The following is a 16356-nucleotide window of genomic DNA, read 5'->3' on the forward strand; positions in this document are numbered from 1 at the left end:
TGACTGTGTCGAGCGCCCAAATCAGCTCGCAGACGCAACTCGCCCTAAAGTTGGCAACGCGTTCTGCAGTCGTTTTGGCAAAGGCTCTCACCTATTAGTTACATGTAACGCAAAAAAAATGCTCAGCACCAAAAAAGTGGTTAACCCCTTAAAAACCCTTACACAACAACGATAATGCTCACTGTTAAGCGGCCTATTTGTCCTACAGAGGGCTTGGCGAATTCAGCGACAGCACAAAAGCCTTTGCGTCGAAAAATAGGTGCCTTTAACCTTGCTGTATGTTTTCACGGCCTGAAACCGAGGCCTCAAAAACAAAAAGGAAAATCCCTACTGCACCTCGAATGAAAACAAGAACAAAAATTCAGAGAGCAATTCAGATGAAAAAGAGAGATGCCTGGTTCTCCTACTCCCGCTCGACCGCCTGCAACGGGTCAGGTCCACCGACAGCAGAACAATCCGAGCCGACGAATTACCAAACTGCGTTCCTATCGGGAGTTCCCGCATGAAAATAATGACTCCAACACTGGCTATCGCCATTCTTTCAGCCAGTGCCGCTCATGCCGCCGTATCACCCCAGGAGGCCGCTGAGTTGGGTAACTCACTGACTCCCTGGGGTGCTGAAGTCGCAGGTAACAAGGACGGGACAATTCCCGCCTACACCGGAGGGCTTTCCACTTCAACGAAGCCGGCTGGATTCAAGCCGGATACCGGGCATTGGGCTAACCCGTTCGCCGATGAGAAGCCGATATACGTCATTACGGGAAAGAACGTCGACCAGTATGCGGACAAGCTTTCCGAAAGCACCAAGGCCCTGCTCAAGCGCTTTCCGGAAACCTACACGGTCCCGGTTTATCCCACCCACCGGTCCGCGAACTACCCGGACTGGGTGAACCAAAACAGCGTCGCGAATGCTACCCGCTGCAAGACAATCGAGAATGGCTTAGCAGTTGAAGGCTGCTTCGGCGGCGTACCGTTCCCAATTCCCAAGACGGGCAACGAGGTCGTCTGGAACGCCTTGTTGCACTTCAAGGGCGTCTCCAACATCACCAAGGGTGAAGGTTGGTACGTCGATGCCAGAGGCAATCGCGTGCTGACCGGGGGTATCAACAACCGTGCGGACTCTCAGTACTACAACAAGGCGCTGGACATAGAGAAGTTCGCGTCCATCGGCACCTACCTGACCCAGCTGAACATATACACTGCCCCCTCTCGTAACGTGGGCGAAGGCAATCTGCAGCGGTTCTATCTCAATCCAGTCGCAACACCAAACCCTACTTGGAATTACTCCCCAGGCCAACGGCGGGTACGGCGCTCACCGGACGCCGAGTACGACTTCCCGGTTTCCACCTCCGGCGGAGCCATGCTTTACGACGAAATCTACGGATTCTCGGGCAAGCAAGACCGTTACGATTTCAAGTACGTGGGCAAGAAAGAGATGATCATCCCGTACAACAACTACGATTGGTCGGCATCCACGCCTGATGACCTCCTGAAGCCTAATCACCCCAATCCGGAAGCCGTGCGCTGGGAGTTGCATCGTGTGCATGTGGTCGAGGCGACACTTAAGCCCGGCATGCGTCATGTTCAGCCCAAGCGCCGCTATTACTACGATGAGGACATTCGCTCTGCTGGTATGTCAGATGCTTGGGATGCGTCCGGCAAACTCGCCAAGGGCATCTACATGCCTTCCTACCAGATGTATGACAAGCAGATTCCGCATGCATCGTCGACCTGGTTGTTTGATTTCGCTACCGGTGTCTACTACCACAGCAGCATCAGCGGCGGCGCACGCAACGGGATATTTCCTCAGGCCAATATGCAACCTGTTCAATTCTTCACCCCAGAGTCACTGGCTCGTCAATCCCAGCGCTGATGAATACGCCAGCAGCAGGCTCAAGTGCTGCTGGCGTTCGGCAGCATGGGCCGCGAATCGACGACGCCAGACTCTGTGTGGCGAGGAACGACCGTTCAGAAGACGCTCATAAACTATATTTGAACAGCGTTCATATAAAGGAACGACAATGCCTTTCGCGCACTGCGAGTCGACTTAGGCCATGCTCAGGTGCCAATGGGGCGACCTACCCATAGGAAAAGAAATGCAGACCACCAACCCGCAATTACAATCAGCGCCGCTCAATCTCTCGGAGCACATCAAGGCACTGGTAACTGGCGATGCTCAGTTGCGCGAGGCCATGCCCCTTACGCCAGTCAACGAAGCCAAGCTCAACCCTGCCTTAGGATTGGCGCAAACGGTCGCACTGTGCATGGAGGGCTATTCAGACCGCCCTGCATTGGCTCAACGCTGTATCGAGCGTGTCACCGACCCGGTTAATGGGCGAGTCAGCCAGCGTCTGCTGCAAGACTTCACAACCCTCTCGTACGCTGAACTCTGGAGGCGTGCCAAGGCCTTGGCCAGTCTCTGGCAGCAGGATGAAGCCCGACAGCTGGGGGCTAATGATTTCCTCTGCATTATCGCGTTTGCCGGGAGCGAGTTCGTCACCGTTGACCTGGCGGCCATTCATAACGGCGTCGTGGTCGTCCCCTTACAGACCAATGCCCCTTTGAGTCAACTGACTGAGATCGTCAAGGAAGTACAGCCGCGCTGGTTCGCCACCAGCCTGGAATGCCTGCACAATACAGTGCAGCTGGTACTGCAGGGCCATCGCCCGTTAGGCGTGCTGCTATTGGACTACGATGAGCAGATAGATGACCACCGCGAAGCATTGGCCGCCGCCCAGGCCGAGCTATCGGCGGCCGGCCTGAAGGATCTGGTGCTGACACTGGAGGACGCCTGCGACATGGGCACGAAACTCCCCGTGCCACAGCTATTCGCAGAACAAGCAACAGGCAACCGCTTATCCACGCTGTACTACACCTCAGGAAGTACTGGCCTGCCCAAAGGCGCCATGTATCCGGAATCGATGCTGATGCCTAACTGGCGTCTGAATGCTCCTATTCCTCTCATTTATATGCACTACATGCCGATGAACCACTCATTTGGCCGAAGTGGCGTATTCAGCACACTAGGCAGTGGTGGTACCTGCTATTTCACTGCGAAGAGCGACCTTTCTGAGTTGTTCAATGACATCCAGCGTGTGCGGCCAACTGTCATGGCCATCGTGCCGCGGATCTGCGAGATGGTCTATCAACACTATCAGACTCAGCTGGAGCGCCGCAGTGCCGGGTGCAATGAGACCGAGACCCTGCGAGACCAACTGATGGGTGAAATTCGAAATGTCCTGCTCGGCGGACGCCTGCTCAGCGGCAGTTTCGGTTCCGCACCGCTAGCCCCCGAATTACGCCTCTTCATGGAAAACTGTCTGGGCTTTCGGATGGACGAGTTCTATGGGGCTACCGAAGTTTCCGGCGTTTCGCGTAATAACCGTTTACTGCGACCACCGATCATCGACTACAAACTCATCGACGTCCCGGAACTTGGCTATTTCACCACCGACAAGCCACATCCCCGTGGCGAGTTACTGATCAAGACTCACTCCATGATGCTGGGGTATTATCAGCGGCCTGAAGTGACCAACTCAGTCTTCGACGAAGACGGTTACTACAAAACTGGCGATATCATGGCAGAAACGGCGGTGGATGAGCTCGTGTACCTCGACCGCCGCAACAACGTCATCAAGCTGTCCCAGGGCGAGTTCGTCGCCATCGCGAGGTTGGAGGCAGTGTTCACCAACGGTCACCCACTGATTCGCCAGGTGTATCTCTATGGCACCAGCGAGCGCTCGTTCCTGCTAGGCGTTTTAGTGGCGAACGAGCAGACGGCTCGGGATATGGGCATCAACGACGAAGCTGCGCTCAAGGCTGCGCTGCGCGAAGCGGTCAAGAAGGTTGCTCGCGACGAGCAGCTCAACGCCTACGAGGTGCCGAGGGACTTCCTGTTAGAACATACACCGTTCAGCGTTGAAAACGGCCTGCTGACTGGCATTGGCAAATACCAGCGCCCCAAGTTCAAGGAGCGCTACGCCGCCCGTCTGGAGCAGCTCTATGATGACATTGCGACCCGTCAGGCTGACAAACTTCAAGCGCTGCGCCGTGAGGGCCGCAGTGCACCGATCTTTGAGACGATTGTGCGTGCTGTGCAGGCGACGCTGGGCATGGAAGTGCTCGACCCGCAAACCCAAGCGAGCTTTACAGAGCTAGGTGGTGACTCTTTGTCTGCGCTCTCCTGCTCTGTATTGCTGGAAGACATCTACGAAGTCGAAGTACCTGCCAGCGTGATCAACCATCCGACGGGCAACCTGCGGCAGGTGGCGCAGTACATAGAACGTGCCCTGGACGAGACGTTCCAACACCCGACCTTCGCTTCTGTTCACGGTCGCGGTGCCACCGAGATTCGCGCCAGCGACCTGGTTCTTGATAACTTCTTCGATGCCAGGACACTGAAAGAAGCGTCCCATGCAACGCCACCGTCCAGGGAGCCGCGTACGGTGCTGGTCACCGGCGCGAACGGCTATCTGGGGCATTTTCTCTGCCTGGAGTGGCTGGAGCGCATGGCGGCGGTTGGCGGCCAGGTCATTTGCATCGCCCGTGGGCGAGATGCCGACTCAGCGCGCCAACGCATTGCTGAAGCGTTTGAGAGCGGCGACGCGCAGCTCAAGCAGCACTTTGAGACCCTCGCCGACAAATACCTATACGTACTCCCTGGCGATCTGGGCGAGCCGGATTTGGGTCTGAGCGCCAGTGATTGGCAGTCGCTAGCAGAGACAGTGGACGTCATCGTCCATCCTGCTGCCTTTGTCAATCATGTGCTGCCGTATGCGCAACTATTCGGCCCCAACGTTGCGGGCACCGCCGAACTGATAAGGCTGGCATTGAGCAAGCGCGTGAAGCCGATTCACTATGTCTCCACCGTAGCGGCCGCAGCGATCCCCGGCGGTGTCATTGATGAGGAAGCCGACGTCCGCGAGGCCAGCCCAGTGCGCCCCCTCGAGACTGAGAGATATGCCGACGGCTACGCAAACAGCAAGTGGGCCGGCGAAGTACTGCTGCGCGACGCCCACGAGCGCTTTGGCTTACCGGTGGTGGTGTTCAGATCGGACATGATCCTGGCGCACAGCGTTTATCACGGGCAGCTCAATGCCTCCGACATGTTCACCCGTTGGTTGTCCAGTGTAGTTCGCACCGGCTTAGCGCCACGTTCGTTCTACGCGCAGGGTACAGATGAGCCTCATTACGACGGCCTGCCGGTGGACTTCACCGCCAAGGCTATCACTGTGCTGGGCGCCGAGGCAGGCGATGGCTACCAAACTTATCACGTGATCAATCCTCACGAAGACGGCATTTCGATGGACACGTTTGTCGACTGGGCAACAAGCGCTGGGTATCCGATTCAGCGTATTGATAATTACGATGACTGGTTCACGCGCTTCGAGACTGTGCTGCGTGGCCTGCCGGAGAAGCAGCGGCAACAGTCTTTCCTGCCGCTGTTACACCAGTTGCGCAAGCCGATGCCGCGCACGGCTGGCGCTTGGGTATCAGCGACGCAGTTCCAGCGAGACGTGCGCAAGTTCGGCGTCGGCCCGGGTGGAGATATTCCTCATCTTTCAGCTGCGTTCATTGGCAAATATCTGGCGGATCTCAACCACTTGGGGCTGGTATAGGCAACTTCGACAGGTGCCCTACAGTACGGGCGCAGAGCTAAAGACCATTGATTGAAAGCGGAGGCGGCGCGTTCCCGGAACGCGCCGACATCCATTGAATTATCGCGGCGCAGCTTCAAGCAAGCTTGGCGCGGCTCAGGAGAGTGCGGGGTCAATTCGGCATGTACCACTGAGTCAAGGCTGCGGCGCTTTGCACCAATAACGCTCCACCACGGCACGGTGATGGCCGTGGTAGAGGCGCTTGATTACAAGGACCCTGGGCAATCAGTCGTATAGGATGTTTTCGCTCACTTCGCGCCAGGTATCCAGCTGGTCGCTAGTAGCCTGCAGGATCGATTTGTAGGTACTGAAAGCGCTGGGATGAACCGGCAGATGCAAGGGCGGGTGTTCTGCGTCGACTGCGGCCAGAATCGCCAGTGCCGCCTTGGCAGGGTCACCGTCTTGACGACCATCCAGTTTCGCCAGCCCGCCGCGCACTGCACCGGCCGTACGCTGGTAATCGTCGATCACCCGCTCCGAGCGTACGATGGCGTCGCCAGAAGCCCATCGGGTGCGTAGGGCGCCTGGCTCGACATTGGTAACGCGAATCCCTAGCGGCCCTGCTTCGGCGGCGAGGGCGGCCCCGAGCCCTTCAAGGGCGAACTTGGAAGCGCTATAAATTGGCATGCCGGGAATTCCCATGAAACCGGCCATGGAGGTGATGTTAACTACATGCCCCCAGCGTTTTGACCGCATCGATGGCAGCACCGCTTGAGTTGCCGCCAGGGCGCCAAAAAAATTCGTCTCCATCTGCTCACGCGCTTCGCGCTCGCTGACTTCCTCCAGAGCACCGGCAAGACCGTAGCCGGCGTTGTTCACGAGAACGTCGACCCCTCCATGCTGCTGCGCTATCTCGGTGATGCGCTCCACCACCCGTGCATAATCGCGCAGGTCCAATTCCAGCGCATGGGCGCGCCCAGGAGCGAGGGCTTCGAATGCCTGCATTTGCCCAGGCTGTCGCAGCGTACCAATGACCACATCGCCACGCGCCAGTACGGCCTTGGCCAACGCCTCTCCAAGACCACTTGATACGCCAGTAATCAACCACTTTCGAATCGAAGACATGCTAAAGCTCCTTCTCTTTTATGGATATTGCGGGCTTGATTCTCTAACATACGCATTTGTGAACACCATTCACAATACCCATCTGAAAAATTCAGAGCGGCGGAGCTTGAGCCTTAGCAAAATCGCGAACAACCAGACGTATGAAATCAGCGTCATCACTCGCACCGGCTCAGGTCAACCAAGCTTTGATACCGCCGATATAGTGATCCATTAAGGCCAATGCCTGTTCTTTGTCGCGTGCGATAAGTGCCTCAGCGATTCGTGCATGCAGACGTTTAACCCGTTTAACCACCGCATTTCGGTCATGCAAAGAGCGAAAATGGAAAGTCGAATGCGCATCCGCTAATTGCAAGACCACGGAGGTGAACAGGCGCAAGGCCGCATCGCCACACAATTCACCGAGTAAGAAATGAAACTGCAAAAGCTCATCAGCGCCCGCCCGACCATCCAACGCCTCCTCAGCTGCAATTTGCTCCCTCAGGCGCAGCTCCCCTTCGTGATTCAAACGTGCAACCACTAGATTTACAGTGGCGGCCTCCAGGGTCTGCCGCGTAGCCAAAATTTCACCTGGGCCAATTTTCGCGTACTCCAAATAAACTTTGATAGCACGTGTGGTGGCCTGCAGGTCGGGCCTAGCTACCACCAGGCCGCCGCCTGCGCCTCGTTGGACCGTCGCTATGGAATCATGCTCAAGTAAACGTATTGCCTGTCGTAAAACAGCGCGACTGACCTTGTATTCTTGCATCAAGTCCGACTGTGACCCCAAGGGCAGTCCTACGGGCCATCCGAGTTGATAGATACGCTTCATGATTTCGCCAACAAGTGCTTCAGCCTGGCTCAACCCTTGCCTTAGCCCCTTAGGTGCTTGTTCCCCGTCCGCGCTCTGTGCTCGGGCATGCAGTGCCACAGCTGCCAGCCACTGACGCGATGAGAATTCGCTCTCAGGCTGCTCGCTTCGCTGCTTGCGTCGCTGAGCTGCGAGCTCCGCAAACATTTCGGTGTCTTGCGTGGGTATCAGCAAGGACACAGTGGTAAATCCTTCAGATTTCTTTCGCGCACGAAAGCTAGCAACACGCTCTGCAGTTGATTTTGGCAAGTGAATCATCCTCTCGTTACATGTAACGATAAATATTTTTAGTACGCATTCATGAGTCTGCCTACTCAAAAACCGTTATACATCAATGGCAAGGCCCCAAGTGTGCAAGCCATTGCATTGAAATTAACCTCGGCGCATTTAGCCACGGTTCAAAAGGCTTTGCGTCAAAAAATAGGTGCCTTTAATCTTGCCACAAGCCCCAGTGGCCCGGAATCGAGACCTCACAAACAAAAAGGAAAATCTATATGGTGAACCTAACTCGCCCTCGTCGCGGCGGATTTGGCTGGCAGCCTCTCGTGAGCGCCTTTGAGCCCACCCTTGAGGACATGATGTCCAATCGCGCCTATTTCGGTATGCCACCGGAAGCCCTTTATCTGTGGGGGACGTTCCGCGACGAGGACGGTGAAATTTATACCGCCATGCGCCGCATCCCTGCTGGCCTGCCTGGAGACGCAAAAGACTCGCGCCGACGTTTTTATCTGCTGACCACAGCAGGTCATGAAGATGGTATGCACATGCATCCTGCTGGCCGCGACTCTGTACCCAACGACAACTGCCGCCGGACGCTCGAGACCGATCATGTTCACTGGCGGAGTGATCCCGATATGGCTGGCAACCCATTTCACGTTACCTGGAGTCCAGAAGACTGCAGCTGGCAAGAAGAGGGGGTCATGGACATACGCGGGACGCTCGTCAAGCCGGGCATGCACTGGTACCTCCCCGGCGCCGACGCAGGCATGTACTACGTAGCCAATATTTTTGAAATGGAAGGGACCATCCTGGGTAAAAAAGTGCGCGGGATGATCGGATTTGATCCCATCTACATGTATGAGGGCGGCGAGATCTACAAGACCAAGGACGCCTTGGTGCAGGAAAAGCTCGAGTTGGTCTGGTACACGTGGGCCACCCGTTACAAAGACGGCAGTATTGATGCCGGTCACTTCACGCTGGGTAATGATCAGTTTGGATTCGCCATTCTCACCAACGAACGAGGTGAAGTTCGCTTCACCTACGATGTCACCGGTAAAGTGGATTTCGGCGCCAATGGTTATTGGCAAGAAGGCATCCGCTACAGCGCGTTTGGTGAAGAATGGGAATTCATTCCTGACCCCAAGGGCCGCTTGGTGGGGTTGGGCACACTGAAGAATCCGCAGGTAGATGGTCGCTGGCGTCGAGTCGGGGATACTCGCGAGCCGGATGTTTGGTTTGCCTGGGGAGAGGCAGCGCCAGAAAACGGCCATCAACCGGTCAACCGCTTCATTGATCTTGGCGAGCGAATTGGTGTCGACTTCAAGAAATACTAATGTCTTGGACCCGGGACCCACTCTCAGCTGATGTAGAAGGTCAAGGCGAAGAATTCGCCCTGACCTTTCAGGTGTTTCAGAGTCTGAATCGGAGTTTGCGCTCGGTGCCGGTAAGCGGACTGGTTTCGCCCCAAGCCCAGTAAGTCTCTGGTTCCCTGGTGTCGCCTACTCGGCGCCAGCGGCCTTCGTTCTGCGGGGTGGATGGCTGAGATTTCCCAAGAAAATCAGGCATGCGCCCTTTCGGATCAGGGATGAATTCCCATAGCGAGTCCGCGGCGCGCAGGTAAATGGCCTCTGGGAAGTTTCGATCGGGGCCAGACTTTACGATGGCTTCGACATCGGTGCAGGTGGTGACTACCTGTTGGTCCGTGGTTATCAGTGCGAAACCCCATCGGTCATGTCCGGCGCTAAAGTGGCCTCCTTCAAATGAGCCATCCTTATAGCGCGTTCCCCACGTGTACCAAGTGACGTGTGTATGGTCGCCGGCCATTGGATCGCCTTTGCCATACAACATCGCGTCTTCGCGCATGAACACCGTGTCGGCGCAGACGAAGCCTCGAACATCCCGACCTGCCAGCTTACCGCTGACCTGGAACATGGCAGAAGCGTAATAGATGCCGGAGTCAGTCTGCGGCAAATACCAATGCAGGCCCGGGCCACAGAGTATACCGTCAAGTTCCATTACACCCTGCTCGCGCCACTGCAGGGTGTCCGAGCCGTAGACGATCTCATAGGCGGCGCCATCAGCGTCGGCTGGGCTACGACGAAATGCGATACCGTTCTCAACGCCGCTGACGACATTCTTGCCTGAGGCGGCGCCTCGGAATAGCGGGGTATCGAAATGCAAGCATCCCTCAGCATTGCGCGTTGACTGGATGATCAGAGTGTCACGCCCTCCCTTGCTCGTATCGCAGAAGCGCCGGGTGAGGGAATACAGATGACCTTCGTTGTCTCGCAGCGTCCCATAGTGCAGCGCGCCTTCCCAACCAAGACCAAAATAACCCCGGGTTTCAATCAATCGTTCGGGCTCATATAAATGAGGCCCGACAAGTGCCTTGTACCCGAAGTTACCTCGTTGAGGCCATTGCAGAGTGGACATGTGCAGTATTCTCCCTTATGTGAAACCCTGCAGTGGTGTCGGGATCAGTGATTGACAGGTGCACCGCAGAGACTAATCGCAGGATTCACCAAGGCCGTTCGAAGCGAGCAAGCGGGCCGCGGCTCGGACCATAATGGTACGAGGCTGTATCTTTATCAAGGGTTACTTGTACATGAAGCAGACTAACGAGCCTATTTCTGGCCACGCAGCAACAGCATCAGAGGAGCTTCACAAGCCGCGCCGAGGCCGCCCCTCGCGAGCGGATGCTCCGCGCATGGAGCAGCATCTGCTCGATATTGCTTGTCGGCTTTTCGTCGCCAGCGGATACGATCTGACAACCATGGACGCCATTGCGATGGAGGCTCGCGTGTCCAAGCGGACGCTTTATCTACGCTACCCCAAGAAAGAGCTGCTGTTTGCGGCGGTGGTGGCCGACCATACCGCTCGTAGCTTCGCTGCGGTAGAGGCGGTGCTGGAGCGATTTGCAAGCGACCCTAGCTTGAGTTTGCGTGCACGGTTACAAATGTTGGGTCATGTCTTCGTAGAGCAGGCTGTTAATCCGGACACCTTATCCTTGGATCGGAGCATGGCGACGACCGCCCAGCGCTTCCCCGAACTGCTTGATTCGCTGCACAGGGCCGGATATGAGCGAGCTACCTCCATCGTTCAGACCTTGCTCTCAGAGGCGGGGGCCAAGGAGTCGGCAATTTCCGCACAGGCGTTTTATTCGTTGCTGGTGCTCGCCCCCATTCGAGAGCGGCTAAGGGACGGGAAGCAACAGGTTCCAGACGTTGACCGAGTGGTTGACTTCATCACCGCTGGGGCTCGAATTTCGACGACATGATGAAGTTGGCATTTGCACGGGTAGAGCGCGCCTTTGAAATGAAGGTAGAAGGCGCGACACCTTTTCCTGGGCGATTCAAAAGGCTGCTCAGGATTTACAGGGTTTCCTAACGTCCCTTCAGATTGATATTCGTCAGGACCACCAACGGCACACGCTCTAGCTCATGCTGGAAAATTCACTCACCGCTGTGTACGAATGGCAGGTAGCAAGCGCACTTTGGCTGCCAGTCACGCTGGCCGATTGTTCAGCAGGGCGCGTAATACCGCGACCAGCGTAAGCGGTTGATCGAGCATTAGATGGTGATGGCCCTGGGGAATACAGATCGCGCCCCGAGAATAACGCAGAAGCGAGGCGATTCTCTCGGCGCGCCAAGGCTCTACAACGCTGCTTCCTTCGCCGTACACGTAGTCCACCGGCACGTCGATGCGTCCGAGTAACGCACTGCCGTCGCACTCGACAAGGGTGTAGGGCAGCGCGGAATCGGCGCGCCAGCGCCAGCCTCCCTCAACCTCTTCAATGGAGTGAAAGGCAACGTGCTCGAACAGATCGTAGAGGGGGAGCGGTTGTTCCGGGAGCACGCGGTAGCGTTGGCGAATGGCCTCGTAGCTGGGGTGCAGCTGGGTGCTCCCGCTTCTTGGCGAAGGGGTCGAGATAGTCTGACCGCTGTCCACGTCCAGAAAGCGCACCCGGCTGTCGAGGATAATCGCATGCTGGATCAGATCCGGACGATCGGCGCATGCACGCAGTGTGCGCAGGCCGCCGTAACTGTGGGCAATAACTGTAGCCGGGCCAAGGTCGGTCTCCAGGATGACGGTCAGATCTTCAGTGAAGGCTTCTGGGGAGTACTGCGCTCGCGGGCCGCTTTCACCCATGCCCGAAAAGTCCATCGCGAAAACCCGGTAATGATCGATGAAATAGGGAGCGATGAAGTCCCACCAGTGGCTGTTAGCCCGATAACCGTGGGCGAAAAGCAGTACGGGCTTGTTGGCGTCGCTGGCGTTCCAGCTGCGATAGTGCAGGCGTACATCCGGGTGTTGGACAAAGTGGGATATGCTCGGGGCTGAGACAGCGCGCAAAAGCCACTCGGGTGGGGCAACGTATTGAGGTGCGCCTGGTTTTTGATGCATGTGCACGCTGTCTCCTGGGTCTGTTGCCGTGATGGCCACGATATCTTCTTCGCCGTTCAACCTCGGCGGGTTAACGTGACGCCGGCGCGAATCATTATGTCCTTCTGCCGCCCGAGCACGAGCAGTGCTCCGTCGCTGCCTCCGATCCGGATCGCCACTGACGGTCCAGCGTAGGCAGGCCGTTCAGCGGTTTAGACGAGATTGCGGTAGTAGCCCAGCATCGTCGCAAGAACCCCACATCCTCAGCTGCCCAATGGGCCTGTGGTTGCGGCCTTGGTTTCGTGATTTGTATGAGGGTCGACCCCGTCGCCATGCGGCATCATGAACACTGTTCGTTAATGTAAATACAGCGAGTTTGCGTGTCAACGCGCCAGGACGCTGATGACTGAGGGTGGCTGATGTGGTATTTGTGACCGGTTACGACCGGTCACGAACGCCGCTATGGGCCTACGCCGAATCCTGCTGGGGTCGAAGATAAATGCCGTACAGCATCAGATCTATGGCCTTTTGCAGGTAGGCTTTCATCATCGTCGCATCACCCTTGGCAATCGGGTTCGCCAGTAACTCCCGCCTGGGCTGAGTGACGAGAATGTCGAAGACGATCGAGGCGGCGATGTGAATCGACTCTTCCTCGATCTCACCTCTATCGGCAGCCGAGCTTAGTAGAGACTCGATCAACGACAGTCGCCCTTTCTGAATGGTACCGGATACGCGCTGGTAGACATCGGGTATCCGGTATTGCACCAAGGCTATGAGCCGTTCCAGGCCGATCACCTCAGGGCGCAGCGAAATCTGCATCATCTCGCCGCCTAGAAAAAGCAGCTGATCTCGAAGCGTTCCGTCGGGTATCGCAGTCGAGATCGGGGTGATCAACCGCTCGATACCATGCTCTATCGCGTCCACCAACAGCGTTTCACGGTCCTTGAAGCGTGTATAGAGCGTGCGTTTGGATACCTGTGCCTCCTGGGCAATCTCGCTAAGCGTCACGCCATCAAGCCCGTGCTGGCAGTAGGCGCGCAGTGCCACCTCCAGTAGATGATTGCGTAGCTGCGCGGCAACCTCGCGGCTGGGTCGCCCCCCTTTGCTGGAACGGCCTTCAAGCAGGGCAGGCGCCTGCTGTGCCTCTTCTGTAGCTGCTCGTTTCAATCCTGTATCCCTTCAAATTGCGCCAATGATCAGCAAGTCCTTCTAGAATAAACGGAACCCGTGAGTATACTTTACGATTATGAGCCTGTAGATTCTCAGTCTGCTACCTCTGCTTGTCGCCTATGACCGACGACACCCCGAAGCACGATAATCGAAAAGGACTGATCAATGAGCGATGATTACAATTCCAAGTACACGTCCATCAAGCATTCCCATGCGGCGATTACCCTTGACGATGAGGGAACCCATTTCGAATCACTGTCCAAACCCTCTACCGAGACCGACTTCTGGGAAGAGACGGCGTTAGGTGTGGTCGGCCAGGCTGGCGATTACGACGTGCTTCTGTGGGCCGCGGGTTATGCGCTGTCGGGCAATGGCGAAGGCATCTGGGGCAAAGGCCTGAGCGCCGAGCGGGAGATTCAGCTCATCGTAGTGCCCCGGGCTCAACGAGGCACGATGAGTGACAACAACTTCCTGCGCGTGGGCTGGACACCCACAGAGCGCTTATCGATGGACCAGCTGAAGGTGACCCGTACCGATGAGAAGGTCACGTGGGACTTCAAAGGGCTGCGCTTCGAGGCGGCCCCCCCGCACTGGGCACTGAAAGGGGAGGCCGGGGGGGCCCAGTTTGACCTTGCCTATGAGCAAAACGGCACGCCGCTCTGGAACTGGGGGCCGTTCAACAACGCCGCTCAAGCGGATCGTGCTGGCTACGATACCTTCGTGAGTGTCAATGGCTCGATCACGCTACCTGAACAGACGCTGGAGCTTACAAACGCTTATGGCGTGCGCGAGCACATTCTGACGGGTCAGATGAACGACCCGGTCAAGAACCTTCCGGCGCCCAATTGGATGTGGTGGCTTTACACCATCGATGGCGACGTGAAGGTTAATTTCTTCCAGGTCAATGACACGATGCAGCTCGGTTTTGTCAAATACGGCGAGCACGAACAGGTCAATATTTCATCGCAGGGCGATGCAGGGTCGATTCGCTTCGAAGTAACAGAGAAATGGGAAGACCCGCGGACTGGTATGAACCTGCCGGTCAAATGGAGGCTGGACATGGAGCGTGAGGGTTGCAAGGTTGCCGTTGATATCGCCGCTCATGGTCGAGCATACAGCCACTGGCCGACAGCGCATGGCACACGCATGTACTGCTACCTGTTGTCGACCATGAGCGGCACAGTCGAATTGCCGGACGGCCGAACGATTCAGTTGCACCAGCACCTGACGGTAAACTCCTTCTGCCGCACGGTCCTGACAGCCACTGAGACCATCGCAGGGGCTGCTGCCAAGAAGCCTGTCTGATCGAGAACACTCAAAAGGCGATTGGCTCGGTGAGTCGATCGCCTGTCGGGCTATTTATCGACTTACAGCGCGATCGCGTTTCGCCGCAGCCAATGCTTCGGCAAATTCGGGGTTGACCGCGGCGATACCGGCCGACAGCCTCGCGCCCGATTGATCGGAGCTCTTCGGCACTGCGTAACCCGATTCATCGAGAATACGCGGCAAGGCCTCGAGCAAGCTCTCCGGCGACATCGTCTCCAGAGTGAATGAGGCGCCCCAAGGTCGGCATAAGTGCTCGCGTTATGGATCAGCATGTCAATCCTGCCCCATTGCGCGATAACCGCATCCACCATCTGTTCAGCTTGGGCACGGTCACCGATATCGCAGCAGGCCGCCATGGTTTGGCCGCCGGTGGCGCGAATTTCTGCCACCACCGAATCGGCAGGGCCAGTATTACCACCGTGCTCGCCGCGCCCATCCACACCATAGTTATTAACCACGACCAAAGCCCCGCGTTCAGCGAGTGAAATGGCATGCTGTCGGCCTATGCCGCGCCGCGCCCGGTAATGAGCGCGACTTGCCCATCGAATCTCAACATCGTGTTGTTCCCCTGGGTGATCGCGGACGGAAATGGGTTTGCCGATCAGTCAGTCTACCGTCAGCACGATCTTGCCTCTTGCCCGGCCGGACTCGCTGCGTACATGCGCCTGACCTGCTTGGGCCAGGGGAAGGACCTGGTCAATGATGGGCGTGAGCACACCGTCGTCCAGAAGCGAGGCAAGCTTAGCGATGCGTTTGCCATTTGCCGCGACCTCGACCAGCGCCGTGCGTACCTTCAGCTGTTTTGCGAGCATGGCCTCGATCCCAGGCGGTTGCAGGGTCACGATCAAGCCATCGGTGCGCAGGACTTCCATCGATTTGACTTGGGTTTCGCCGCCCAAAGTGTCAAGCACAATGTCGATGTCTTTCACGGTGCTGGCGAAGTCAGCTATTCGGTAATCGATGACCTGGTCAGCACCCAGCGAACGTACCAGCTCGACGTTGTCTGTAGAGGTTGTTGCTATGACTTCAGTGCCGGCAAGTTTGGCCAGCTGAACCGCAAACACGCCTACGCCTCCCGAGGCTGCATGAATGAGCACTCGCTGCCCCCGTTTGAGCTCGGCGTGGTCGAACAAGGCGCTCCAGGCCGTCAGGGCGGCCAGCGGCACGCCGGCTGCCTGGGTGTGGCTCAACCGTCTTGGCTTCAAGGCAATTGCATCACTGCGCACGGCGATGTACTGGGCATAGCTTCCGCCCACCTGGACGTCCCGCATGCCGAATACTTCATCGCCTGGCTTGAAGCCCTGGACGCCTGGACCAACCCGCTCGACCGTTCCGGAGAAATCCGCTCCGGGTATGAAGGGCAGGGTGAGGTTTACGAAATCCTTGAACCAGCCGGCGCGGAACTTGTAGTCGGCTGGATTGACGCCTGCGGCCTGAATCCGCACCAGGACTTCGCCTGCGCAAAGATTCGGGGCCGGTACGTCATCCAGCACCAGCAGGTCAGGGCCACCGTAGTGGTGGAAGCGGATGGCTTTCATTCCATGTCCCCTCATTAGGCCCGGGGTCAACGATCGCCCGGTAGATAATTGTCATCCCGTCACGCTGCGTACGCGCCCAGTTGTGTTGGACAGCAGAAAGCAGAGGCGCAGGTGGCATGAGGATGCTATTGTTTTCGTGTTCCACTATACG

Annotated in this window: 12 protein-coding genes; 5 read left to right on the forward strand and 7 right to left on the reverse strand. The window is 57.1% G+C overall.

From position 1 onward, the window contains the following. Positions 1–502: 502 nt before the first annotated feature. Both SB756_RS04640 and car read left to right on the forward strand, forming a co-directional pair. Positions 503–1873 (forward strand): DUF1329 domain-containing protein, encoded by a 1371-nt coding sequence (locus SB756_RS04640; RefSeq protein WP_341798566.1) that lies wholly within the window; start codon positions 503–505, stop codon positions 1871–1873. A gap of 223 nt (positions 1874–2096) precedes the next feature. Further along, positions 2097–5618 carry a carboxylic acid reductase gene (gene car, locus SB756_RS04645; RefSeq protein WP_410910277.1) on the forward strand — a complete coding sequence of 1174 codons (3522 nt, stop codon included), beginning with the start codon at positions 2097–2099 and terminating at the stop codon, positions 5616–5618. Between the two features lie 264 nt (positions 5619–5882). On the opposite strand, the gene SB756_RS04650 is transcribed toward car, so the two are convergent. After that, a complete protein-coding gene (locus SB756_RS04650; protein ID WP_341798568.1) occupies positions 5883–6722 on the reverse strand; it encodes an oxidoreductase in 840 nt (279 codons plus the stop codon). A 169-nt stretch (positions 6723–6891) separates the two neighbouring features. After that, on the reverse strand, positions 6892–7818 hold the full coding sequence (locus SB756_RS04655; RefSeq protein ID WP_410910278.1) for a FadR/GntR family transcriptional regulator: 927 nt from the start codon (positions 7816–7818) through the stop codon (positions 6892–6894). Between the two features lie 245 nt (positions 7819–8063). Between SB756_RS04655 and SB756_RS04660 the strand changes: the two genes are divergently transcribed. Then, positions 8064–9122 (forward strand): hypothetical protein, encoded by a 1059-nt coding sequence (locus SB756_RS04660; protein WP_341798570.1) that lies wholly within the window; start codon positions 8064–8066, stop codon positions 9120–9122. A gap of 76 nt (positions 9123–9198) precedes the next feature. Here the strand turns inward: SB756_RS04660 and SB756_RS04665 are convergent, their stop codons facing one another. After that, entirely contained in the window at positions 9199–10221 is a 1023-nt protein-coding gene (locus SB756_RS04665; RefSeq protein ID WP_410910279.1) for a hypothetical protein, read from the reverse strand. 274 nt (positions 10222–10495) lie between these two features. Here SB756_RS04665 and SB756_RS04670 point away from each other — a divergent pair, with 274 nt between their 5' ends. Further along, positions 10496–11065, forward strand: a complete 570-nt coding sequence (locus SB756_RS04670) for a TetR/AcrR family transcriptional regulator (protein WP_341798572.1) — start codon at positions 10496–10498, stop codon at positions 11063–11065. A 227-nt stretch (positions 11066–11292) separates the two neighbouring features. On the opposite strand, the gene SB756_RS04675 is transcribed toward SB756_RS04670, so the two are convergent. Continuing rightward, on the reverse strand, positions 11293–12192 hold the full coding sequence (locus SB756_RS04675; RefSeq protein WP_410910419.1) for an alpha/beta fold hydrolase: 900 nt from the start codon (positions 12190–12192) through the stop codon (positions 11293–11295). Positions 12193–12639: 447 nt separating this feature from the next. Beyond that, positions 12640–13338 carry a TetR/AcrR family transcriptional regulator gene (locus SB756_RS04680; protein ID WP_410910280.1) on the reverse strand — a complete coding sequence of 233 codons (699 nt, stop codon included), beginning with the start codon at positions 13336–13338 and terminating at the stop codon, positions 12640–12642. Positions 13339–13506: 168 nt separating this feature from the next. On the opposite strand from SB756_RS04680, the gene SB756_RS04685 reads away from it, so the two are divergent. Then, positions 13507–14646, forward strand: a complete 1140-nt coding sequence (locus SB756_RS04685) for a hypothetical protein (RefSeq protein WP_341798574.1) — start codon at positions 13507–13509, stop codon at positions 14644–14646. A 62-nt stretch (positions 14647–14708) separates the two neighbouring features. Here SB756_RS04685 and SB756_RS04690 read toward each other — a convergent pair whose 3' ends face one another. Both SB756_RS04690 and SB756_RS04695 read right to left on the reverse strand, forming a co-directional pair. Beyond that, a complete protein-coding gene (locus SB756_RS04690) occupies positions 14709–15125 on the reverse strand; it encodes an SDR family NAD(P)-dependent oxidoreductase (protein ID WP_410910281.1) in 417 nt (138 codons plus the stop codon). Positions 15126–15272: 147 nt separating this feature from the next. Continuing rightward, the gene (locus tag SB756_RS04695) at positions 15273–16205 is read right to left on the reverse strand and encodes an NADP-dependent oxidoreductase (protein WP_341798576.1); all 933 of its coding nucleotides are present in this window, start codon (positions 16203–16205) and stop codon (positions 15273–15275) included. Positions 16206–16356 lie beyond the last annotated feature (151 nt).

Origin of the sequence: Pseudomonas sp. SIMBA_068, assembly GCF_046534705.1 — a bacterium.
GTDB classification, from domain to species: Bacteria; Pseudomonadota; Gammaproteobacteria; order Pseudomonadales; family Pseudomonadaceae; genus Aquipseudomonas; species Aquipseudomonas putida.